At 70.0% G+C, this 23522-nt stretch carries 19 protein-coding genes; 7 read left to right on the top strand and 12 right to left on the bottom strand.

The window, feature by feature from the left end; translation table 11 throughout:
• The first annotated feature begins 57 nt into the window (after positions 1-57).
• Positions 58-1710 carry a sulfatase-like hydrolase/transferase gene (locus ACIRRA_RS20710; protein ID WP_402770281.1) on the top strand — a complete coding sequence of 551 codons (1653 nt, stop codon included), beginning with the start codon at positions 58-60 and terminating at the stop codon, positions 1708-1710.
• On the opposite strand, the gene ACIRRA_RS20705 is transcribed toward ACIRRA_RS20710, so the two are convergent.
• The 5 genes from ACIRRA_RS20705 to ACIRRA_RS20685 form a co-directional block, all read right to left on the bottom strand.
• Positions 1697-2545 (bottom strand): NAD(P)H-binding protein, encoded by an 849-nt coding sequence (locus tag ACIRRA_RS20705; protein WP_402770278.1) that lies wholly within the window; start codon positions 2543-2545, stop codon positions 1697-1699. The genes ACIRRA_RS20710 and ACIRRA_RS20705 overlap by 14 nt on opposite strands.
• Before the next feature lie 11 nt (positions 2546-2556).
• A complete protein-coding gene (locus ACIRRA_RS20700; RefSeq protein ID WP_402770276.1) occupies positions 2557-3561 on the bottom strand; it encodes a saccharopine dehydrogenase NADP-binding domain-containing protein in 1005 nt (334 codons plus the stop codon).
• Between the two features lie 132 nt (positions 3562-3693).
• Entirely contained in the window at positions 3694-4884 is a 1191-nt protein-coding gene (locus ACIRRA_RS20695) for a cytochrome P450 (RefSeq protein ID WP_402770273.1), read from the bottom strand.
• A 20-nt stretch (positions 4885-4904) separates the two neighbouring features.
• Positions 4905-5636, bottom strand: a complete 732-nt coding sequence (locus ACIRRA_RS20690) for a DJ-1/PfpI family protein (RefSeq protein ID WP_402770270.1) — start codon at positions 5634-5636, stop codon at positions 4905-4907.
• A gap of 15 nt (positions 5637-5651) precedes the next feature.
• Entirely contained in the window at positions 5652-6608 is a 957-nt protein-coding gene (locus ACIRRA_RS20685) for a GlxA family transcriptional regulator (protein ID WP_402770268.1), read from the bottom strand.
• A 137-nt stretch (positions 6609-6745) separates the two neighbouring features.
• Here ACIRRA_RS20685 and ACIRRA_RS20680 point away from each other — a divergent pair, with 137 nt between their 5' ends.
• Genes ACIRRA_RS20680 through rplL form a run of 3 tightly spaced genes read left to right on the top strand, consistent with a single transcriptional unit; the run spans position 6746 to position 8006 of the window.
• Entirely contained in the window at positions 6746-7129 is a 384-nt protein-coding gene (locus ACIRRA_RS20680) for an acyl-CoA thioesterase (RefSeq protein ID WP_402770265.1), read from the top strand.
• Positions 7129-7581, top strand: coding sequence for an acyl-CoA thioesterase (locus ACIRRA_RS20675; RefSeq protein ID WP_402770262.1), 453 nt, complete (start codon positions 7129-7131; stop codon positions 7579-7581). The genes ACIRRA_RS20680 and ACIRRA_RS20675 overlap by 1 nt, the downstream gene beginning before the upstream one ends.
• Before the next feature lie 41 nt (positions 7582-7622).
• Complete coding sequence (gene rplL / locus ACIRRA_RS20670) at positions 7623-8006, top strand: 50S ribosomal protein L7/L12 (RefSeq protein ID WP_357001394.1); 384 nt, start codon at positions 7623-7625, stop codon at positions 8004-8006.
• 77 nt (positions 8007-8083) lie between these two features.
• On the opposite strand, the gene ACIRRA_RS20665 is transcribed toward rplL, so the two are convergent.
• On the bottom strand, positions 8084-8692 hold the full coding sequence (locus tag ACIRRA_RS20665) for a MerR family transcriptional regulator (RefSeq protein WP_357001397.1): 609 nt from the start codon (positions 8690-8692) through the stop codon (positions 8084-8086).
• A 285-nt stretch (positions 8693-8977) separates the two neighbouring features.
• Positions 8978-9139, bottom strand: a complete 162-nt coding sequence (locus ACIRRA_RS20660; protein ID WP_354841596.1) for a hypothetical protein — start codon at positions 9137-9139, stop codon at positions 8978-8980.
• A 141-nt stretch (positions 9140-9280) separates the two neighbouring features.
• Between ACIRRA_RS20660 and ACIRRA_RS20655 the strand changes: the two genes are divergently transcribed.
• A complete protein-coding gene (locus ACIRRA_RS20655; RefSeq protein WP_402770257.1) occupies positions 9281-10603 on the top strand; it encodes a hypothetical protein in 1323 nt (440 codons plus the stop codon).
• On the opposite strand, the gene ACIRRA_RS20650 is transcribed toward ACIRRA_RS20655, so the two are convergent.
• The 5 genes from ACIRRA_RS20650 to ACIRRA_RS20630 form a co-directional block, all read right to left on the bottom strand.
• Positions 10595-11623, bottom strand: coding sequence for an LLM class flavin-dependent oxidoreductase (locus tag ACIRRA_RS20650; RefSeq protein ID WP_402770254.1), 1029 nt, complete (start codon positions 11621-11623; stop codon positions 10595-10597). The two genes, ACIRRA_RS20655 and ACIRRA_RS20650, sit on opposite strands and share 9 nt — an antisense overlap.
• 51 nt (positions 11624-11674) lie before the next feature.
• Positions 11675-17698: an amino acid adenylation domain-containing protein gene (locus tag ACIRRA_RS20645; RefSeq protein ID WP_402770251.1), complete on the bottom strand. Its 6024-nt coding sequence runs from the start codon at positions 17696-17698 to the stop codon at positions 11675-11677.
• Between the two features lie 138 nt (positions 17699-17836).
• Positions 17837-19030: a DUF1501 domain-containing protein gene (locus ACIRRA_RS20640; RefSeq protein WP_402770248.1), complete on the bottom strand. Its 1194-nt coding sequence runs from the start codon at positions 19028-19030 to the stop codon at positions 17837-17839.
• A gap of 13 nt (positions 19031-19043) precedes the next feature.
• Positions 19044-20348, bottom strand: a complete 1305-nt coding sequence (locus tag ACIRRA_RS20635) for a DUF1800 domain-containing protein (protein ID WP_402770245.1) — start codon at positions 20346-20348, stop codon at positions 19044-19046.
• Positions 20349-20412: 64 nt separating this feature from the next.
• The gene (locus tag ACIRRA_RS20630) at positions 20413-21285 is read right to left on the bottom strand and encodes a class I SAM-dependent methyltransferase (RefSeq protein ID WP_402770242.1); all 873 of its coding nucleotides are present in this window, start codon (positions 21283-21285) and stop codon (positions 20413-20415) included.
• A 65-nt stretch (positions 21286-21350) separates the two neighbouring features.
• Here ACIRRA_RS20630 and ACIRRA_RS20625 point away from each other — a divergent pair, with 65 nt between their 5' ends.
• Together ACIRRA_RS20625 and ACIRRA_RS20620 are read left to right on the top strand one after the other, a co-directional pair.
• Entirely contained in the window at positions 21351-22058 is a 708-nt protein-coding gene (locus tag ACIRRA_RS20625; RefSeq protein WP_402770239.1) for a haloacid dehalogenase type II, read from the top strand.
• Positions 22059-22114: 56 nt separating this feature from the next.
• Positions 22115-23455, top strand: a complete 1341-nt coding sequence (locus tag ACIRRA_RS20620; RefSeq protein ID WP_402770236.1) for a TerD family protein — start codon at positions 22115-22117, stop codon at positions 23453-23455.
• The last annotated feature ends 67 nt before the right edge of the window (positions 23456-23522 follow it).

Here is a 23522-nt window from a genome sequence, read left to right as displayed (position 1 = left end):
GCTCGCGGAACTGTCCTACGCTGCCCGGGAATCGCCACTTCGGCAGTAGGAGGCCCCTTGTTCGGCAGACGTGGATTCCTGACGGGAGCAGCAGCATCGGTGACGGCGGCGGTGGCCGCTACCGCGACCGGACCGGCGCCCCGGGCCCGGGCCGATGTGGACCCGGGCAAACCGAACATCCTCGTGGTCATCGTCGACGAGATGCGCGCGCCCGCCTGGTTCCCCGATCAGCGGACCCTGGATCAGCTGCTTCCCAACCTGGCCCGCATCCGGCACGGCAGCGTCTCGTTCGAGCAGCACTACACCGCCGCCAACGACTGCACCGCCTCCCGCGGCGCGCTGGTGACCGGGCTCTACAGCCACCAGACCGGCTGCATGGTGGTCTCGGAATCCACACTCTCCCCGCGCTTCCCGACCTGGGGCTCCATGCTGCGCGAGCAGGGCTACGAGACGACCTGGTGGGGCAAGTGGCATCTGGGCCACTACCCGGACCGCACGCCGGGCGCGCTGGACGCCTACGGGTTCGGCGGCGGCACCTACCCGTCGCCGAACGGCGCGCCGGGGCAGGGGTTGCAGGCCGATCCGAAGATCGTCGACGACTTCGTGGACTGGTTCGAGCACGATTCCGGCGGATCGCCGTGGTGCACCACCGTGTCACTGGTGAATCCGCACGACATCCAGTACTGGCCGCGCTGGACCCGCCGGGACCAGGCCAACCTCGACCTTCCGCGCTGGATGGACCAGCTGCCCGGGAATTTCGAGTCGCTGGAACAGCTTTCGGCCAAGCCGCGGCTGCAGATGGCACTGGTGCAGGCGTCGGTGGTGGCGTTCGGGCTCGCACCCTACGGCACGCCCGAGGCCACCCAGGCCTGGATCGACATGCGCAACCTGTACCTATGGCTGCAGCAGCAGGTCGACGGGCAGATCGGCCGGGTGCTCGACACGCTGTACTCGCGACCGGACGTCGCCGCCAATACCGTCATCGTGTTCACCTCCGATCACGGCGATTACGCCGGATCGCACGGGTTGCACGGCAAGGGCGGCGGCGCCTACGACGAGGCGGTCCGGGTGCCGCTGTACGTGCACGACCCACGCGGATACCTCAGCCCCACCGATTCCACCAGCGCACGCACACAACTCACCTCCAGCGTCGACCTCACGCCCCTGCTGCTGACCATCGCCACCGGCGGCGCGGACTGGCGGGCCGGGGACCGCTACGAGCACCTGCGTGGCCGCCTGGACCTGGCGGCCCTGTGCCGCGATGCCTCCACCGCCGGGCGCCCGTGGATCGCGCACACCACCGACGAGTCCACCATCGAGGAGGCGGCGATCCTGTTCGACCACAACGCACCCGGCCACGTGGCCATGGTGCGCACGGCCGACGCCAAGTTCGCCTCCTACTCGAAGTGGCTGGACGGCCGCATCCAGATCGACGCGTCGGCCGAGCAGGAATTCGAACTCTACGACTACTCCACCGAGAACGGCCGCCTGGAGCTCGACAATCAGGCGGCGAGCGGAAATCCGCTGCGGGACACCATGGCACAGCTGCTGGCGCAGGCCATCGACACCGAGATCCAGCAGCCGCTGCCCGGGTATCTGAAGGACGCCCAGGAGCAGGGCATCGACGACTACGTGCAATCCAACCGCAGCATCGCCGCGCGCGCCGAGCGCCTGGGCAACTTCCTGGAGGACTTCCTCACGCCGAAGTGACGAACTCGCGCAGGGCGATCGGCGGGTGGCCGGTGAACCGCTCGATGGATTCGGTCACGCGGAAGAGCTCGTGACCGGATCCGATGGCGGCGAACATGGTCCACAGGTGGGTCAGGTGCTCGACGGCCACCGCGTCGCGGTAGACGGTCATGGCCCACTCGGCCCACTCGCCCGGATCGACGTTCCGGTAAGGGACGCCGAACAATTCGGCGGCCTCGCCGACGGTCATGATCTCGCCCGCCAGCCACAGCACCGGATCCACCGGGCCCTCGGCGCGCAGCACGCCAGCCCCGACCCCGGCCACATCCGCGCCCGCAATGAGCGGCAGCACGGTGTCGGGCGAGCCGAGCGGCAGCGCCAGCTCCCCGCGGTCGCCGATGGCCACCCGCAGGTTCTCGTAGAACACCGCCGCGCGCAGGTGAACCGCGCCGATGCCGGCGTTGTCGAGCACCTGTTCGGCCACCCAGTGCCGCCGCATGTGCGGGGTGCCCGCCTGCGGATCGGAGCCGAGCTGTGAGGTCGCGACCACGCGCTGCAGCCCCGCCTGACGGCCGACGGCCGCGAGAACCGCTGTGGCGTCGATCATTCCGGCGGTCACCGGATAGGTGAAGTAGGCCCGGCGCACGCCCTGCAGGGCGGGTGTCACGGCGGTGATCTCGCGCAGATCGCCGACGACGACCTCCGCGCCGAGGTCCTTCAGCTCGGCCGCACGGCCGTCATCGCTGTGCACGAAGGCGCGCACCGGCAGTCCCGCGCGCAACAGGGTTTCGGCCACCAGCCGGCCGGTGCCGCCCTGGCTTCCACCGGCCGCGCCGGTGACGAGAATCGGTTCCATTGCTCTGCTCCTCACGCCGTCGCCGGCAACCGCAGTTCGAAGGCCCCGCGCGCGGCGAGGCGGGTCAGGAAGTCCGCCGCGTCGAAAGCCTCACCAGGACTGGCGACTCCGGGCTTGGCTTCGCCCTCGGTGAGCCGCACCGCGGCTTCCACCGACGCCAGCGCGGCCGCCGACCACAGGTCCCGGCCGGTCAGCGTCCCGGCGGCGGAGCCGGCGGGCGCGAGAATCTGTGCGGCGATCATGAATTCGCTCGCGGCGCGGGCTGCCGCGTCCACCTGCTCACTGGCGAAGGCCTGGTCCTCCTCGAACGTGCGCGAGGTCAGCTGGGCCTCCACCGCTCGGGTGCGGGTGTGCCGGGGCACCGTGACCGCCTCCGGGAACGGCACGGGCGCGATCATGGGCCGCGGCCCGACCGGCGGCGGGAACGCGAAGATCGCCTGCCGCGGTTCCACGAATCCGTACCGCTGCTCGCCGTCCTCGTAACCGATGCGATCGGTGTCGGCGAACAGCAGCCGCGCGGTCTCCACCGCGCCGTGGGTCATCATCCAGTTGGTGACGTTGTAGGCCACCGTGATCCGGTCGATGCCGGGAATCCCGCGTGCGACCGCCCCGGCCAGCAGATCACCCAGTCCCCCATAGAAACTCACACTCGGCAGCATGGTGATCCCGGCCCGCTGCGTGGGCTCGGTGAAGCTATCGAACAGCCGCTTGACGTGGTGCACCTCCACCGCGTGATCGACATAGTGGCAACCGCCCTCGACGGCGGCGGTAGCGACCGGCAGTCCGGTGGTGGCGAAGGGCCCCGCACAATGGATGATCACGTCGGCGGCCTCGGCCAGCGCCCGCAGTGCCGCCGGATCATCCAGCGCGGCGGGCATCACCCGCGAATAACCCAGGGCAGCGAGGGCATCCGGATCCCGCCCGGACACCACCACCTCTTTTCCCCGTGCGGTGAGATCGGCGGCGACCAGGCGACCGGTGTGACCGGTGGCCCCATAGATGGCGAATACGGTCATGAAAGATCAACTCTTTTGACTCGACGGATAATTCGAACGTCAGTTCACGTATATAGACCGCCGCGCCGACGAAAAATCATCGCTCGTCGCCCGGGAATTTCGATTCCTGGATCTACGCACCCCGGAGCCAGGTCAGGAACGCAGGCGCACGGGCAATCGCTTCAGGCCGTGGATCACGGCATTCGGATACCACCGCAGCTCGGAGTCGTCGACGGCCAGCGTGATGTCCGGAAAGCGCTGCAGCAGTGCGGTGAAGGCCACCCGGCCCTCGAGGCGGGCCAGGGGCGCGCCGACGCAGTAGTGGATGCCGTAGCCGAAGCCCAGGTGGCCGGTGTGGTCGGCCGTGGGGTCGACGCGGTGCGGATCGGTGAAGTGGCGCGGGTCGCGATTGGCGGCGGCCAGGGCAACCAGGACCATTTCGCCCTCGGGAATGACAGTGCCGCCCACGGTGATCGGCTCGCTGGTGAAGCGCAGGGTGGCCATGTCGACCGGGCCGTCGAAACGGAGGAATTCCTCGACCGCGGCGGGGATCAGGTCCGGGTTCTCGCGTAGCCGTTCCAGCCAGGGACGGTCGCGCAGCAGGGCGAGCATGCCGTTGCCGACCAGGTTCACCGTGGTCTCGTGCCCGGCGACCAGGAGCAGCAGTGCCATGCCGATGAGCTCGCCCTCGTCGAGCTCGGCGTCGTCACCGACGAGCGCCGAGAGCACATCCTCGCCGGGCTCGGCCCGCTTGCGCTGCAGCATCTTCCGCAGGAACGCCACCATCTCGTCGTGTGCCCGGGACCGGTCCACATCCGGCTCCAGGGTGCCGACGAGGGCCTTCGTCCACTCGCGGAAGGTGCCGTGGTCCTCGATGTCCACATCCAGCAGGTGACAGATCACCGCCACCGGGAGCGGCACCGCGAAGGCCTGCAGCAGATCCACCCGCTCGTGCGCAGCCATGGCGTCGAGCAGGTCGTTCGCCGTCCGTTCGATGATGGGCTGCAGGGCGGCCACCCGGCGCGCGGTGAACGCCTGGGACACGGCCTTGCGCAGCCGGGTGTGGGTGGGCGGATCGGCATTGAGCATGTGCCGCAGGCCGTCGTGGGTGCGCGGCCCCGCCCAGGTCCCGGCGTACTTGCGCTCGATCACCGCTTGCAGCCGGTCGATGTCCTTGCACAGCCGCGGATCCGCCAGCGCCGCGCGCGCTTCCTCGTAGCCGATGATGAGCCAGCGGTCCACGCCGTCGCCGAAATGCACCCGGTGGACCGGGCCCTGCTCGCGCCAAAGCCGGTAGTACGCATGCGGATTGGCGAAGAAATCGTCGCCGAGCAGCTCGGTCACCCCTCCGACGGTACGGGAAGTCAGCGCTTGGCGGCGGCGCGTTCCCGCATGCGGTTGAGGGTCAGCCGCCAGAAGGTGGTGGCCAGGTCGACCGGAAGGCGGGGTGTGGCGGCGCGTTTGGTCATCTCCAGTCGAGCCTTGCGCATGATCTCGGCCGGCGCCTTGTCCGGGTGGCCGGTGTCGAACGGCGGGTGCGGGTCGTATTCGATGTAGAGCTGAGTCATCTGCGCGACCTGGTCCCCCGCGATCCGGCCGACCAGCCACAGCCCGAGATCGATTCCGGCGGAAACCCCGGCGGCGGTGACGATCTTGCCGCTGTGCACGATCCGGTCGTGCGGGCGCGACTCGGCCCCGAACGCGGCCAGGGCGGGCTGGGCGGCCCAGTGCGTGGTGGCGGGATGACCGCGCAGGATGTCCGCGGCGGCCAGGATCAGCGCACCGGAACAGACCGAGGTGGTCCACTGCGTGTTCGGGTGCACGGCCCGCAGCCACTCGATGAGCTCGCGGTTGGCCATGGCCTCGGTGGTCGCGGCCTCGGATCCGCCGACCAGCACCAGATCCGGTGCGGGGGTCTCGGCGAAGGTGTGGGTCGCGCCCAGCGCGAGCACCCCGCTGTCGGAGACGATCGGGCCGACTTCATTGGAGACGAACCGCAATTCGCTGTCCGGAATCATCCGCAGCACCTCGTACGGCCCGATCGCGTCCAGCACGGTCATGCCCGGGTAGAGCACGATGGCGATCTGGAATGTCATGGGACACTCCCCCTTTCAGAAAGTGGTGAACCGGGCGCGGTACTCGCCCGGCGGTATGCCCAGCTGACGGTGGAAGATTCGGTACAGGGTCTCGGGGCTACCGAGCCCGACGGCGGCGGCGATCCGGTCCATGGGCTGGTCGGTGGTCTCCAGCAGGCGCCGGGCCGCGGCCACGCGGACCTGCTCGACATAGCGGGCGGGGGTCGTCCCGGTCTCGCCGGCGAAGACGCGGGAGAAGTGCCGGATGCTCATGCCGACCCGCCCGGCCAGCGCGGGCAGCGAGAGATCCGCCTCCAGATTCTCCTCCATCCAGACCTGCAGCGCCCGTAGCGAATTCCGCTTCGGCGGGTTGGCCGCGAGCGGCGTGCTGAACTGGCTCTGTCCGCCGGGCCGGTGCAGGTACACCACCATCCAGCGCGCCACCTCGCGCGCCAGGTCCGGCCCGTGGTCGGCGGCCACGATGGCCAGCGCCAGGTCGATGCCCGCGGTCACCCCGGCCGAGGTCCACATCGGCCCGTCGCGCACATAGATGCGGTCGGGTTCGGTGGTGATGGCCGGGAACTGCTCGGCCAGCAGCTCGCCGCCCGCCCAGTGCGTGGTGGCGCGGCGGCCGTCCAGCAGTCCGGCCCGCGCCAGCAGGAAGGTGCCCGAACAGACCGAGCCGACCCGATCCGATCCGGCGGCCAGCCGCCGGATGCCGGTCACCAGCTCGGCGTCCCCGGCCGCGGCCCAGACGGTCAACCCGCCCACCACGAGCAGCGTGTCCAGCGGTCCGTCCCAGGTGTCGAGCCCGTGCGCAGCGGTCACCTCGATGCCGCACGAGGACCGCACCGGACCGGACTGCGCGGCGGCCAGTTCGACTCGGTAACCCGGGGTCGCGCCGAGCGCGGCCGCCCCGGTGAACACGTCGGCGGGCCCGGCGAGATCGGTCAGCTGGAACCCGTCGAAGACCACGATCAGCACCACCCGCATGCCTTCAGACTGCGGTCTCCGCCCGATGGCGTCAATGACACGACTCTTGCAGATTCGGCCATCCGACAATAGCCCGGACGTTGCTGATCGAACCGGCATGAGCTGAATCACCGCGGCCCGCTTGATATGAATGCGTGGTGGCCCGACACCTTTTCCTGTGCCCCCTGCGGTGGTCCGATATGGACGCCGATGGGCATGTGCACAATGCGGCGCACCTGCGCTACCTGGAGGAATCCCGCATCGACCTGTTCTGGACGCGGGGTTTCGGCGGCGCCAATGTGGTCGCGCAGATGGACATCGACTACCTGACGCCGCTGCGCTACCGCCAGCAGCCGGTGCGGGTGGAGACCTGGGTGACCAAGATCGGCACCTCGTCGTTCGCGCTGCAGCAGGAGATCCGGGACGCGGATGTGGTGTACTCCACGTCCGTGTGCACGATGGTCGCCTTCGACCAGGCCACCCAGAAGTCGCGCCCGCTGCCCGAGCATCAGCGCCACCTGCTGAAAGATCTGGAAGCCTGATGCACACCTACGACATCCAGCTGCGCCGCACCGACATCGACGCGCAGCAGCACATCAACAATGTGGTGTTCGCCCAGTACCTCGACGAGGCCCGCTCGGATCTGCTGGGCCGCTACGAATCTCTGCGGGGTGGCTCCGAATCTCTGCGGGGTGGCTCCGAATCTCTGGCGGGCAGCCACGAATCCGGCGGGGCCGCGTGGCTGGTGGTGGTGGCGGGCCAGCGCCTGTCCTATCGCATGCCGCTGCTCTTCCGGGCCGCGCCGGTCACCGTCACCTCGGTCGTGGAACGCATCGGCACCACCTCGTTCACCCTGGCCCACGAGGTCCGCGACGCCGAATACCTGTATCTGTCCGCCACTTCCACGCTGGTCGCCATCGACGATGGCGCGCCACGCCCGCTGACACGCGGGGAACGCGAATATCTGATGACCTTGGCGGCTCCGCGCGCTTAGACTTGTTCGTATCGCCTGGTCAGCGTTGCAAGGGGTACATCATGGCCAAGATGACCATTGTCGAGTTGCTCGACGTTTTCAAAGGTATGACGCTGCTGGAGCTTTCGGAGTTCCTGAAGGCGTTCGAGGAAGAGTTCGGTGTCACCGCCGCGCCGCCCGTGGCCGTCCAGGCTGTGGCGGACGCGCCCCCGGCCGAGGCGGCGGACGAGCAGAGCGAATTCGACCTCGTCCTGGAATCTTTCGGGGACAAGAAGATTCAGGTCATCAAGGCCATGCGGGAGATCATTCCCGGCCTCGGCCTCAAGGAGGCAAAGGACCTGGTCGAGGCGGCCCCCAAGGCGGTCCTGGAGAAGGTCGACAAGGATGCCGCCGAGGCGGCCCGGATCAGGCTCGAGGCAGCCGGGGCCCGCGCCGCCCTCCGCTGATCAGTGGGGCACAGCGCTGTTCAGTCCTGTGCGAGTGTGGCCCCGGCGGGACACCGGGGCCATCCTCGCCGACGCGACTACCCTTGCGCGCCACCGGGTTCGAAGCCGGGCGGCAGGTAGCGTCGCCGCTCCTGCTGCATGCGCTCGACATCCTCGGCGCTCAACGCGGCGAACGCGGCCTCGCGGCGCTGGAACAGCTCGGCGCGTTGCTCCTCGGTGAGTTCTCGCATCCGGGCCTCGCGCTGCTGGGCGAGCCGGGTGAATTCCTCCAGCGTCATGGGCTGATTCATGGCCACCATCTCCTCGATCAATCGCAGGAACTCCAGTGCCGACGGCTCGGCCGTGCGGTCGAGTCCGTCGCGCACACCGAGCAGGCGGGCGCGCAGGCGCAGTGCCTGTGCGATCCGGCGGTCGAGCACCTCGAGCTGCTGGCGGACCAGGTCCCGGGGGTCCTGATCCGGAGCATCGGCGAGCACGCCCGCGATCTCCTCGAGCGTGAACCCGAACTCCCGCAACGCGATCACGCGATGCAACCGCCGCACGTCCGCCGCGCCGTAGCAGCGATGCCCGCCACCGGTGCGCGAGGACGCCGTCACCAGCCCGAGCCGGTCGTAGTGATGCAGCGTCCGCACGGTCACCCCGGTCTCCCGGGCCAATTCCCCGACCCGCCAGGTCCGCTCATCCATCGCGCCTCCCTTTCGGTGTGCTCCACCCACGCTAAAACCTGACGTTACGTCGGTTTCAAGCGTGATCGCGGTCACAAATTCCCGATCGCTACCTGATACCTTTCGGCTATGACAGTCGATAGGGTGTCGACGAGCGCGAGCCGGGGAGCGCGCGAACCGAACCACCGGCCCTGCTGCGAGCTCCGGCGGCGCCCGCCGGGGACCAGCCGAGTAACGAAAACGCCCGCCGCCCTGGATGATTCAGGACGGCGAGCGTCGGCTCCGTGACGTCGCGACGGCCGGGGCTCAGCGGGTGCTGTGGGCGCCCAGCGCGGCACTGAAGATCGCGGCGCGGGCGCGCGTGGACCGCAGGTTGGCCCGCTCCTGAGCGGTCAGCGCCGAGCGGGAACGCTCTGCGAGGACCGAGAGCACGGTCAGCGGGTTACGAGAGAAGTTGATGAAAGCCATGACAGCCCTCCTTCCGGAGTTGCGCCGGCGTAATACCGATTGCACAGACCTCGCGGGTTGCGAGGTACAGATCGGCAATTATGGCCCACCTCCGACTTTTTGGTCAAGTTCCGTTCACCTTCCGTTCACCTAAGGAGAACAATGCCGGACTCGAACTCTGTGGGATTGCCGCCCTTGACTCTCGGGGATGACGAACGGGAGGCGCTACGTGAACTGGCACGCTTCCCGCTCCTGGATGCCATCTACGGGCGGCGCTCCCGGCGCTTTCCGCTGGGCGGGAGCATTCCGGCGGGCCCGCTGGCGTTCACCAGCAAGCACGCGCCGCGCGCGCTGAGCGAGCTGGAGCGGGCGGTGGTGCTCAATACCGTCGCCGGTTGGACCGGATGGCATTTCGGGATCAGCCACCATCCCGGATACGCGCCCGCGTGGCCCAACTACAGCGGGTCGGCGACGGGACGAACCTTCGCCTCGGCGGCCGGATTCCACACCAGCGAGTTCTTCTTCACCGACGACTCCGGGACCTACTTCCTGCCGACCCGCGACGCCGCGCCGACGGCGGCCTACGCCGAGGGCGACGGTGCGGCCGAGGCCCAGCTGAACGCGCTGCTGGCGCGGGTGATCCGGTTGTCGGACAAGCGCATTCACATTCCGCGCAAGGAGCCGTACCTGGAGGGCCACAACACCTGGATCGCCAATCACCCCGGCTCGCTGCTGGTGATTCCGGTCGCGGATGTGGCCCAGCAGCTGCTCGCCAATATCGCGTTCTTCGTCCAGAACGGGTTCGCGCTGTACGACGACATCAACAAGAGGGAGATCCCGGGCGTCGAAAAGTACCGGGACCGTTTGCGTTTCACCGATCCGATTCCGCTCAGCTTCGTCGAGCAGTATTCGCTGACCGAGGCCACCGCCGAACTCATGGCGGCGGTGGTGAACGGCCACCTGCTGCTCGGGGCCATGGGTTTGGGCGGGTGGACCTTCGACGGCATCGACCGGCTCACCGTGCTGGGAGCGTCCGGCGATCCGGAGGTCCCGGGCCTGGGGTTCCGCTATGACGCCGATCCGGACTGGCCGTTCCCCAATCCCACCGGGCTGCTCGGGGTGTTCGAGGCGTTCTGCCGCCCGCACCACGAGTCCATGGCCGCCGCGGTCGAGGCGCTGGCCGAGCGCAAGTTCGGGCCGGGCGGGCCGTACCACCCGGCGACGCCGGGACCCTTCGCCGACACCCCGGGCGTGCGCGGCGCCGCCGCACCGTGGGACCGCCGCTTCCGCGAATTCGTCGCTCTCCAAGCGACTTACATCGACGAGATGTTCGGGAAGTTCCCGGGCACGGTGCCCACGGTCTGGATCATGAACTATCTCCAGGCCCAGCACATCGACCTGGACTTCTACGACACGCTGCTCAGCGACACCGCTTACCTGTCCACCCACCGCGAGCACCACGGCGTCTGGCACGGCTCACACTGAAGCGCGCTGTCCTTCCACATCGGCGCGCAGCCCTACCGCCTCCGCGAGCCGGCGGTGGGACTCCAGGCGGGCGGTGCGGTCGTAAGTGCTGGTGTGGACCAGGAATTCGTCGGCCCCGGTGCGATGCACCAGACGGTCCAGGTCGGCGAGGACCTCGGATGCGGTGCCGTGGATATGGCCGCGCAGGGCTTCCTCGAACAGGGTGCGCTGGCGGTCGGTCATGGGCTCGCGCTCGATGAGCTCGGGCGGGCTCAGGGGCGGGAATTCGCCGCGGGTGCGGGACCAGGCTGCCGACCAGGCCTCGGGTAGGAGCAGGCGGCGGGCCTGCTCGGTGGTGTCGGCGATGACGACCGAGCCCGAGAGGACGACATACGGTTCGTCGCCACCGGGGCCCGGGCGGAAGCCGGTGCGGTACCGCTCGATCGCCTCGACCATGGCGTCCGCACCGGAGACGGGCGCAATGACCAGGGGCAGGCCGAAGCGGCCGGCACGCTCGGCCCCGGAACCGGTGGCGAGCAGGAAGGCGGGCACCCGCAGGCCCTCCGCGGGCCAGGCGTGCACGCCCTGGCGACCACCCGCGAAATAGGCCAGCAGCTCGGACAATTGGGCGTCGAAGTCCTCGGCGTCGCGCCGGTCGTGGCCGAGGGCGCGGCGCACGCCGCCGGTGAAGCCGACCGAGCGGCCCAGGCCCATATCGATGCGGCCGGGATACAGCGATTCCAGGACACCGAACTGTTCGGCAACGATCAGCGGCTGATGGTTGGGCAGCATGACGCCGCCGGTGCCGACGCGGATGCGGGAGGTGGCCGCGGCAATGGCGGCGGCCAGGACCGTCGGCGCGGACCCGGCCACGCCGGGCACGCTGTGGTGTTCGGAGACCCAGAAGCGGTGGTAGCCCCACTCTTCGGCGAGACGGGCGAATTCGACGGTCTCGCGCAGAGCCTCCGGATGCGGCTGGCCCGCGCGTACCCGGGAGCGGTCCAGGATGGAGAAGCGGATCGCCCGCAGTGCCGGAGTCATGGTCACTGCCAACGCAGGCGGCGGGCTTTGATTCCGGGCACGCGACCCGGGTCACAGCGGCGGCGGTGGGAGGAAGCCGGTGGCGACGTAGAAGTCGAGGTAGCGATTCAGGGTGACACGGTCGGCGCCCGGACAGGCGGAGTCCGGATCGACGGGGACCCCGGTCACCTCGGCCGAATAGTTGACGGTGAGTGCGGCCGCCCGCACCAGCAGGTCGTCGGCTCCGGGTTGTTCGGCCGCGGTCAACAGCGCGGTCGCGAATTCCGCCGGGTCGACGAGGTCGATCCGATAGCCCCGGCCCAGGAGTTCGTCGCGAATGGCCTCGAGGGACAGGGTCCGTCCGGGCAGCAGGCCGACGGTGCCGGGCCCCGCGGGTTCGGCTGCCGCGGCCACGATGGCCGCGGCAGCCTGGTCGACGGGCAGCATGGCGACCTCGCCATCCGGCAGCTCGGGTGCGAGACCGAGGACCAGCATGGCGCGCAGCATGGTCCACCAGGCGTCGTCGGTGCCGGCCGCGCCGGTGCGGGAATCGCCGGTGATCAGGCCGGGGCGGTAGACGCGAGCGGGCAGGCCGCGGTCGGCGGCGGTCCGGACGAGGTGTTCGGCAACCCATTTCGTAGCGACGTAGCCCGGCAGCCCGTGCGGGAGCGGGGCGTCGGCGACCGAGGCGGTCGAGATGTAGTGAACCGGTTTGCAGCGACCGACGGTGGCCAGCCGCAGGACCTCCACCGTGCCGCTGACGTTGGCGTCGCGCATGCGGGTATACGGCGCGAGGTGGTTGACGAGGGCGGCGTTGTGGTAGATCACGTCGATCTGCCGGGTTAGTTCGGTGAACTCCGCCGGGGTCAGGCCGAGCCGGGGTCGGGCGAGATCGCCGGGGACAGCCGCGATTCGATGTACATCGGCGGAGATGTCGATGCCATAGCGGGTGGCGTTCGCGGAGATCCGGTCGTGTGCGGCGGAGACATCGCGGGCGCGTGCGAGGCAATAGATGGTTGCGGTGGTTCGGTCGAGCAGCTCCCGCAGCAGGAAGGCGCCGAGGAATCCGGTTGCGCCGGTGAGCAGAATGGCGGCGGGTTCGCCCGGACGAAGCGCGGGGAGGCCCGCGGCGGTGATCTCCGGGGCCAGGGCCATGTCGGCCGAGGGGTCGGGTTCATCGCTGATCGGGGCCGAGTCCGCCCGCAGGGCGGCGGCGAGTTCCCGCACCTGCGGATGGGCGAACAGGTGAGTGAGCGGTACCGGACGGCCGAGCCGGTCGGCCAGGGCGGCGCGAACCCGGATGGCGGACAGGGAGTTTCCGCCCAGGGCGAAGAAGTCGTCCTCACGTCCGACCCGATCGATGCCCAGTTCCGCACTGAGCACATCCGCAATGGCCAGTTCTTCGGGTGTCTCCGGCGCACGGTATTCCCGCACCGGAAGTTCGGGATCGGGCAGCGCCGCCCGGTCCAGCTTGCCCGTCGGCCCGAGAGGGAAGGCCTCGACCACGATCAGCTGGGCGGGAATCATATAGCCGGGCAGCCGCTTTCGGGCTGCCGACAGCACGTCGGAGAGGTCCGGGTCGGCCACGCCGGTGCGCAGGTATCCCACCAGCCGCTCCCGGCGGATCGCCACAACCGCCTCGGCGACAGCAGGGTGCGTGCGCAGTGCGGCCTCCACCTCACCGGGTTCGATGCGCAGGCCGTGCAGCTCGAGCTGGAAATCCGTGCGGCCCAGGTATTCCAGGCCACCGCAGCGGGTACGCCGGACCAGGTCGCCGGTGCGGTACATGCGCTCCCCCGCGGTGGTGAAGGGATCGGCTACGAAGTGATCCGCCGTAGTACCGGCCTGTCCGAGGTAACCGCGGGCGAGTTGAGCACCCGCGACGTACAGCTCGCCGGGCGTGCCCGCGGGCACGGGGTGCAGGCGGGAATCGAGCACGTAGGCGCGCGAATTCCAGTGCGGCGCACCGATGGACACCGGTGCGTCGCCCGAGTGCGTGACCTCGACGCCGGTCACGGAAATCGTCGCCTCGGTGGGCCCGTACAGGTTGTGCAGCCGGGCCGGGCCGGCGGCGGTGAATCGCGCGATCAGCTCGGCGGGCAGAGCTTCACCACCGGCCCACACCACACGCAGTGCCGCGAAGGCCGCGGCCGGGGCATGGTCCAGCAGCGCGCGCAGCAGGGACGGGACGGCGAGGAAAGCCGATACCCGGTGGCGGGCCATGAGATCGGCCAGGTGTTCCGGATCGGCGCGGCCCGGCCCCGACGGGATCACCAGGTGCGCGCCCACGGCGAGCGGGACCGTGGCGCCGATGAGGGAGGCGTCGAAGGTGGCGGGCACCAGCTGGAGGTAGGTATCGCGTTCGGTCAGCTGGTATTCGCCGGTGAAGAACGCGATGTAGCCGGCCAGGGCGGCATGCGGGACGCCGACGGCCTTGGGGCGGCCGGTGGATCCGGATGTGAAGATCACATAGGCGAGGTCCTGTTCACGCAGCGGCCGCAGCCGGTCGGCGTCGGTCACCGGATCGGCGGAGAACTCGGACAGCTCAGCGGGATTCAGGAGATCGGCGGTCACCGTGCACACGGGCGCGGCCGTGGCCAGCATGGCCTCGATCCGGTCGGCGGGCTGGCCGGGGTCGATCGGCACGAACGCGCCACCGGCCTGCACGATGGCGTAGAGGCATACCACCAGATCGGGGCCGGGATCCAGCGTGGCGCCGACCCCGGCGCCGGGACCGACGCCCAGCCCGATCAGCTTGCGTGCCAAACGATTCGATCGCTCGGCGAGCTCGCGATAGGTCAGTGCGCCGCCGTCTCCGGTCACCGCGAGCGTGTCGGGGGTTCGCTGGGTCTGGTCCATGAACGCCTCGAACATGAACCTGTGTGGCACTGTGTGATTCGGCCCGGTCGCCGCGAAGGTTGCGAGTTCGGCGGCCTCGGTCAGGGGCAGGTCCCCGACTGCCCGCTCCGGGTCGGCGGCGACCGCGGCGAGCAGCGCGGTCAGCCGTCGGCCGAGCCGGGCGATGGTCGGATCGTCGAACAGATCGACGGCGTATCGCCACGAACAGCTCAGTCCCGCAGCGCCTTCGGAGTCGCGCTGCGCTACGACCGTCAGTTGCAGATCGAAGGGTGAGAAGGTCTCACCCAGGTCGGCCGCGGTGACCGTCAGACCGGGCAGCCGCAGCACCTGATCGCCGAATTCCTGGAAGGACAGGGCCACCTGGAACAGCGGGTGATGCGCCCGGCTGCGCGGCGGGTCCAGGTCGGCCACCAGCCGTTCGAAGGGCAGTTCGGCATGGGCGAGGGCGGCCAGGTCGGTTTCGCGCACTCGGTCGAGCAGGCGGGCGAAGCTCTCGCCCGGGTCGATGCGGGTGCGCAGGACCAGGGTATTGACGAACATGCCGACCACATCGTCGAGCTCGGGTTCGCCGCGGCCCGCGACCGGCGCTCCCACCGCCACGTCCGTGGTTCCGGCCAGCCGGGCCAGCACGACCGCGAGCGCCGCGTGCACCAGCATGAACACGGACATGCCGCGCGCACGGGCCAGTTCCTCCAGCGCCCGGTGCAGGGTGGCGTCCACCCGGAAGTGCTGGGCCGCACCGCGATGCGACGCCACCGGTGGGCGCGGGCGATCGGTGGGCAGGTCCAGCAGTGGGGGCAGGCCCGCGAGCGCCTCGCGCCAGTGCAGCAGTTGAGTCGCCACCACTGAGCCGGGATCCGATGCCACGCCCAGCAATTCGCGCTGCCAGATCGCGTAGTCGGCGTACTGCACACGCAGTGGCGGCCAGTCGGGGGCTGTGCCGCGGGTGCGGGCGGTGTAGGCGGCCATGAGGTCGCGGGTCAGCGGGACCATGGAGAAACCGTCAGCGGCCAGGTGGTGGATCACGACGGCCAGTACGTGCTCGCGGTCGGCGGTCCGGAACAGCCGCAGACGCACCGGGACCTCGGCGGTGACGTCGAATCCCGTACCCGACAGCATGATCAGCTGCGGCCGCACCTCGGTCTCCGCGATGTCGACCGGTGCCATATCGAACTGGACTGCGGCGGCGGGCAGGATGTCCTGATAGCCGGTGCCATGGTGCTCGGGGTAGCTGGTACGCAGCGCCTCGTGCCGGTCGAGCAGATCACGCACGGCGAGTTCCAGAGCCACCGTGTCGAGTTCGCCGGACAGGCGCAGTGCGAACGGGATGTTGTAGCTCGCCGATCCCGGGTCCAGACGCGCCAGAAACCACAGGCGCTGCTGCGTCGGCGACAGCGGCACCCGGGTCGCGCGGCGCGACCGCGCGGTCAGCGGTGGCCGGGCACCGCCCTCTAGCGCGTCGACGGCCGCCGCCAGCGCGGCCACCGTCGAATGCTCGAAGATCAACTGCACGGGCACCCGGGTGCCCCGATCCGCACCCAGCCGTCCGGCCAATCGGGTGGCGAGGAGGGAGTTTCCGCCGAGCTCGAAGAAGTCGTCGGCCGCGCCGATCCGGCCCACCCCGAGCAGCTCCGCGAAGGCGGCGGCCACGGCACGCTCGCTGGCGGTCAGCGAGGGCCGGTACGGGCGCGCGGCGACGATGGGCTCGGGCAGGGCGGCCCGATCCAGCTTCCCGGACGGAGTCAGGGGAATGGCGTCGATCACGGTGATGGCGGCGGGGACGGCATGGCGTGGAAGCTGTTGCCGCGCATACTCGGCCAGGCTCGCGGTATCCACGACGGTGCCCGCCGCGGGCACCACGTACGACACCACACCGTCGGCTCCGCTGCGCAGGCGACGTACGCAAGTGGTTGCGAAGGCCACGGATTCGTGTGCGGACAGGACGGCGTCGATCTCATCGAGCTCCACCCGGATGCCCCGGATCTGCACCTGCGAATCGTTGCGGCCCAGGTATTGCAGCACCGGGACACCGGCGCGGCCGCTGATCCACCGCACCACGTCACCGGTCCGATAGAGGCGCTCCCCCTTGCCATTCGGGTGCGCCACGAAGCGGGCGGCGGTCAGCCCGGGACGCTCGTGATACCCGCGCGCCAGGCCCGGCCCGGCCAGATACAGCTCACCGGCCACCGCCGTCGGCACCGGCCGGAGGCGGGGGTCCAGGACGAGAGCGGTCACCCCGGCGATCGGTCCACCGATATCGACGGTGTCCACGGTGGCCAGCGCGGTGCTGATGGTCGCGGCGACGGTGGTTTCGGTCGGGCCGTAGAGATTGAAGAAGGACCGTCCCGGCGACCAGCGTGCGACCAGATCCGGCGGGCACTCCTCGCCGCCCGCGACCACCACCGCCAGGTCGGGCAGCCTGCTCGCCTCCAGTCCGGCCAGGGCGGCCGGGGTCAGGAAGGCGTGCGTCACCCGCTCGGCGCGCAGCAGGTCTGCGAGTTCGCCACCGCCATAGCAGTCCGCGGGCGCGAGCACCATGGTCGCGCCGGCTCCGACGGCCAGCAGCAGTTCGAGCACAGCGGCGTCGAAACTCGGGGAGGCGAAGTGCAGGGTCCGGGACTCGGCGGTGACGGCGAAGCGACGGGACTGGTCGGCGCAGAGCCCGGCGAGACCGGAATGCGTGACCGCCACGCCTTTCGGGGCCCCGGTCGACCCGGAGGTGTAGATGACATACGCGATATCCCGGCCGTGTAGGCGGCGGGTGCGTTCGGTGAAGTGCAGGGATTCGGCCGAGGCGTCGGCGAGGAGCGCGGCACAGCGGGGCGCGTCGAGTTCGAGCCAGTCGAGGTCAGCGCCGAGCCGGTCGCGGAGTGCGGACAGGGTGAGCCCGCTGCGCGCGCCCGCGTCGGCGAGCATGTGCGCCACCCGGTCCGGCGGATAGCCGGGGTCGACCGGCACGAAGGCCGCCCCCGATTTCGCCACCGCCCAGACCGCGACCACCGCCTCGGGCGAGCGCGGCAGCGCCAGCACCACCCGGTCGCCCGGGCCCAGCCCCCGGGCCACCAGCACCCGCGCCAGGCGGGTGGATCGCTCGTCGAGCTCGGCATAGGTCAGCGACTGCGCGCCCGCGCGCAGTGCTGTCCCGGACGGATTACCCTCCGCCGCCGCGGCCAGTAACTGGGGCAGCAGTCGGATCCGTGGGTCGCGGCGGCCATGCGTGTTTCTCGCCCTGCCCACCGCAGAAACATCGGCGCGCACCGGTTCCTACTCTCAGCCTCGATTCGCCTTCCCACACGAGCGAACTGAATACCGCGTTCCGAGTGGGTCGGCAACACGTAGACGTGTCGGCAGGCCGAAACTCCGGTCATGTCGTGGTCAGGCGGACAGCAGCCCGAGGTCGCGGCGACCGGAACCGACCACCGGGGCGGGGTCGGTGGCGAGGACCCGGTGCAGCAGTTCGTGATAGACGTCGCGGAAGTCGACGGTCACCTTCAGGTCGCCATTGTCGAGGTCGGTGAGGCTGGGCTCGTCGCCGTGGAAGCCGCCCGCCACGGACGCCCCGGCCAGGAAGACGGGTCCGGCGGTGCCGTGATCGGTGCCCTGCGAGGCATTCGCGGCCACCCGGCGGCCGAACTCGCTATAGGCCATCAGCACCACATCGCGGCCGCGCGGATGTGTCGAGAGGTCCTTCAGGAAGGCGGTGACCGCCTCGCCCAGGCGGCCCAGCAACTGTTCCTGGGTGTGCCGTTCGTCGGCGTGGGTGTCGAAGCCGCCCAGGCTGACCGAGTAGACGCGGGTGGGGACACCGGCCTTGACGCACTGGGAGACCAGGTCCAACTGGGCGGTCAGCGGGTTCGCGGCCGTCTTCCCGGGCGGCTTCAGCGACGAAAAGGTCTGCCGTACAGTCTGTTCGGCCTGATAGCCGGTGCAGACCCGGGCCCGCGCCGGGCTGTCGGCGGCGTCGGCGGCGGCCAGGCCGGACAGGGCCGCGGCCAGGTCGGCGGACAGCGGCGCGGACGCTGGATCCAGCGCTGCCGCAGTGTGTTTCGCGCCCAGGGCGAGCTGGGGCAGAACGGGCCCGATATTGACCGCGCGGACCGGATCGTCACCGGTCGCGTCCAGCCAGCGGCCGATCCATCCGGTCTGCACCGGCTCGTCGGGTGAGGCCGTCTGCCAGATGTCCATGGAACGGAAGTGGCTGTGGTCGGGTTTGGGATACCCGACTCCGCGCACAATGGCGAGGGTGCGGTCGCTCCACAGGCCGGACAGGCCCTTCAGGGCCGGGTTGAGGCCCAGCTGGTCATCCAGATGCAGGACTTCCTCGGGGCGGTAGGACAGCTCGGGGCGAGCGTCGTGATAGGCATTGTCCGCGTAGGGAATCACGGTGCTGATGCCGTCATTGCCGCCGTAGAGGGTGAGCACCACCAGGATTCCGGAACCGGCGGCCAGCGGGGTGGTGACGGCGCGCTGCTGCAACTCGTCCCAGGTGATCACGGAGGCGCCGGCCACGCCGAGCGCGCCCAGCACGCCGGTGCCGACCAGGAACTGTCTGCGACTGAATTGCGGCATGGTGGTGTGGCTTTCAGCTGGTGAGGTATTCGGGCGTATTGATGGCGAGCGCGGCCAGCCGGGGCGGCTGATCGACGGCGGTCGCGAGCACGGCGGCGCTGCGGTCGGACCAGGAGCCGACGCCGAGCAGGTAGGCGGTGACGTCCAGGCGGTCGGCTCGGCCCGCCTGCGTGATCGGCGACAGGTCGGCCTGCTTCATCAGATCCATTGCCGCCGTGAGCCGTATCTGCGCGGCGGCACTCGACATCCAGCCCTGCCCGCGTGGCCAGCCGCCGACGGTGGGCGGATAGAAGGGCAGCTGGCCGAGTTTGCGCAGCGTCCCGGCGAGGGCGCGGGCATCGGCGTCCGCGGTCAGCGGGATCCTGAAGGCCCGCACGGCGGCGATCAGCCATTCGACCGGTCCGTGGACGACGGTGTCGCGGGCGGTGGTGAATTCGGGATCGGTGCAGACGGCCGTCACCAGGGCGGACAGGTCCCGGCCGGGGCCGTAGGCGGCGGTCAGGCGGTTCAGGGCGGCATCGGAGGGCGGATCGTCGGAGGCCAGCTGCTGCCACAGTCGCCCGGCGACGAACCGCGGGGACTCCGGGCGGGCGAGCACGGCATCGCAGAACGACCGGGCGTCCAGTGCACCCGTCACGCCCAGCACGGTTTTCGCTCCGGTGTCGTGGCGCTCGGGGTCGAAGGTGGCCGCACCGCCGGTGATGGTCCAGCCGGTCAGGGCCCGGGCGCCCTCGCGCACATCGGTCTCGGTGTAGCCATTGCCGTGGCCGAGCGCGAAGAGTTCCATGAACTCGCGGGACAGGTTCTCGTTGGGCGCCTTCGCGGTATTCGCGACGCCGTCGAGCCAGCGCAGCATGGCCGGATCGGTGAGCATGGCATAGGCGAGCGCGGAGAAGTCACCCGCGCCGCCGGCCCGCAGCGTCCGGTTCTGCGCGGCCATCTCGGCGGCATTGCGCACCTTGCTGGCCGAGGTGGCGAAGTGGTTGTGCCACAGCAGGGTCAGCTTCTCCCGGACCGGGACCCGGACGGCGGCCATGCGCCGCAGCCACCACCAGGTCAGCGTGTCCAGCTGACCGGTGATCTGCGCCTGGTACTGCTTGCGGGCCTCGGTCGTCGCGCCCTTGCCGAGCGGGGCGGGTGGGACCAGCTCCGGCACGGGGGTGGCACGAGCGCCCGGATCGGCCTCGGGGTCGGCGGTCAGCGCGGCGCGCAGGTAGCCCGCCACATCCGAGACCGCGTCGATCTCGGGCCCGGTCGCCCCGAACCCGGTCCGGCGCAGCACCCGCGCGGTACGCATCCACTCCGCAGACTTGCCCATGTCCCCGAGTATCGAGCGCCCGCGCGCCCGCTCAGCCGGTCGGGCGCGGAGTTTCAGGCAATCTTCAGTCTCCGACCGGACCGCGGACCGCGTGCAGCAGCGGCGCGCGACCGTTGCCCGGCGGCAGATCGGCCAGCGGTTCGCCGAGGTACTCCTCGAACAATCCCGACAGCGACCGCAACTCGACCATGTCGAATCCCACTGACCGCAGCAGGTTCTCGATCTCCTCCGATTCGAAGAAACTCAGCCACGGCTCGTTCATCGCCGCGATCCGCTCCGCCCGCGCCCGCACCTCCGCACGCTCCTCGTCCGTGCTTCCCCCGCTCAGGTAGTCGAGCACGACATGCACCGGCTGCCCCTGCCCCGCAATGAACCGCAGGGTCTCCTCGATCGCTTCCCGGGTCAGATACATGACCACACCGAGCCAGACGAACACCGCCGACCGCTCGCGATCGAACCCGGCGGCAGCCAATCCCCCTGCCAGCGTGCCGGTTTCGAAATCCACCGGAACGAACGTGAGCGACTCCGGAATCTCGATCCCGGCCTTAGCGAGCATCTCACGCTTCCACTTCTGCGTGTCCGGATGGTCGACCTCGAACACCCGCAGACCGGGATACGGATTCCGATACCCGAACGTATCCAGACCCGCCCCCAGAATCACCACCTGCGTGGTCCCGTCGGCCACCGCCCCGGCCACCACCTCCTCCGCGAACCGAGCCCGCGCCCCCAGGAAGTACCGCCGCACCCGCTTCCGCGGATCGTTCCCGCCCGGCCGATCCAGCGTCGCGGTATCCAGATCCCCGATCCGATCCGCCGTCATCCCCAAGATCCGCGCCGCCAGCGGATCGGTGAACACCCGAGGCTCCCCCGAAAGCTGGTGATAGGCCCGCGCATACGCGGTAGCCAAAGCCGTCCAACTCGCCCTACCGGTTTCCATGGGATGAGCCTAGAACCGTCCCTGGCCGTCGGAACTATGACAAACAACTCGCCTAGTCTTCGACTGTGGACGTATTGAGCCCGAAGGCGCTGTTGTTCGATGTGCAGGGGACCGCTACCGATTTCCATTCGACCATCCGGCGGGCGGCCGAGGCCGTGCTCGGGGGTGACCGGCCGGGAGAGGACTGGGGCGGGTTCGTGAACGAGTGGCGGGCCGCGTATTTCACGGAGACGTCGCGGCGGCCGGAGCAGGGGCCCTGGGTGAGCGTGGCCTCGGTGTACCGGAAGACGCTGGACCCGCTGCTCGAGGCGAGGGGGATCTCGGTCGGGGTGGCGGAGCGGGACGAGCTGACCCGGGCGTGGGCTCGGCTGGACCCGTGGCCGGATACGGTGGCGGGGCTGCGGCGATTGCGGGAGCGGTTCACGCTGGCGACGCTGTCGAACGCGGATGTCAGTGCCGTGGTGGAGATTTCGCAGCACGGGGAGCTGCCGTGGCATGCCGTGTTCGCGGCGGAGATGGCCGGGGTGTTCAAGCCGGATCCGCGGACCTATCGGCTCGCGGCGCGGTATCTGGGGCTGGAACCGGCCGAGATCATGATGGTGGCCAGCCATAAGTACGACATCCGGGCGGCCGGCGAGCTCGGATTCCGGACGGCGTTCATCACGCGACCCCTGGAGTACGGCGATCCCGAGTTCGGCGACACGGAGTTCTCGGACGAATTCGATATCAATGCCGTGGATTTCCTCGACCTGGCCGACCAGCTCGGCTGCTGAGGGCACCGGGGTCTCCTACAGTGGCAAGTGGACGTCTCGATACGGGAGGGTCGGCCTTGTCCACAACGCTCGTGAAGGGTCAGAACGGACCGCTCACCGCGCCGGAGGTGGTGGTTTCCGTCCGGGTCGCGGCGGCCGCCGCGCTGTCCGCGCTGCTGGTTACCGAGCACGGGAAGGTGCGCTCGGACGCGGATTTCGTGTTCTACAACCAGCCGGCCGGGCCAGGGGTGCGGCTGCGGAACGGGGTGGCGGGGCAGCCCGCCGAACTGTCGGTGGCGCTGACCCGAGTGCCCGCCGACATCACCCAGATCCGGGCTGTGATCACGCTCGACGAGGCGGGGTCCACCTTCGGCCGGATCGCGCCGCCGATCGCGCTGGTCTCCGATCAACACGGGAACCCGCTGTACGAGTACAAGATCGAAGACCTGCACACCGAATCGATCGTGATCGCGGTGGAGCTGTACCGGCGGTATGGCAACTGGAAGGTGCGCGCGGTCGGCCAGAGCTATGCGGGCGGCTTCGAGGCCCTGGTCACCGACCACGGGGTCACCGTCGAGGAAGCGCCGCCCGCCGAGACCCGCACCACTGTGCCGCCTCCGCCGCCGTCCCCCACGGCCTACCCGCCGCCGGTCGAGCCGACCTATGTCACGCCGAACTCGCCGTGTCCCATTCAACCGCCACCGACTCCGCCATATCCCACTCAGCCGCCGAGTTCACCGTATCCCGCCCAGCCCCAGCAGTATTCGGCGTATCAGGCCCCGCCGCCCCCGAACCCCGCGCCGCCGACCGGTGACGGCGGGCTCGCACGCGGGCGACCGGTGAATCTGTCCAAGGGTCAGCGCGTCACCCTGCGCAAGGACGGCGGTGTCGCGCTGACCCGGATTCGGATGGGGCTCGGATGGGACCCCGCCCGCCAGGGCGGACTGTTCGGGCGGCGACCGGTGAACATCGACCTGGACGCCTGGGTGGCCATGTTCGCCGACCGGCACCTGGTGGACGTGGCCTACTACGGGCAGCTGACGTCCAAGGACGGCTCCATCCGGCATTCGGGCGACAACCTCACCGGCGAGGGCACTGCCGGGGACGACGAGGTGATCCTGGTCGACCTGAGTCGTGTGCCACGCCAGGTGAATACGCTGCTGTTCATCGTCACCTCATATCAGGGCCACACCTTCGAGCAGGTCAGCAATGCCTACTGCCGGCTGGTGGACGACACCACGCAGGCCGAGCTGGCCCGGTACGCGCTGGCGGGTGGCATGCCGTTCACGGCCATCGCCATGGCCAAGGTGTTCCGCGCGAACGGCGTGTGGGCCCTGCAGGCCATCGGAGAGGGCTTCCAGGCCAAGCACCCGGGCGAGGCCGTCCCGCAGTTGGGCCGCTTCATCAGCGTCTCCTGACAACACGACGCCCGACGGAAACGGGGCGAGTCCGGGCCGGACGCGCCCCGCCGCGAACCGAACCGGG

It is taken from the genome of Nocardia sp. NPDC101769, from assembly GCF_044766925.1.
Classification (GTDB): domain Bacteria; phylum Actinomycetota; class Actinomycetes; order Mycobacteriales; family Mycobacteriaceae; genus Nocardia.
This window is presented reverse-complemented; position numbering and strand designations above follow the sequence as displayed.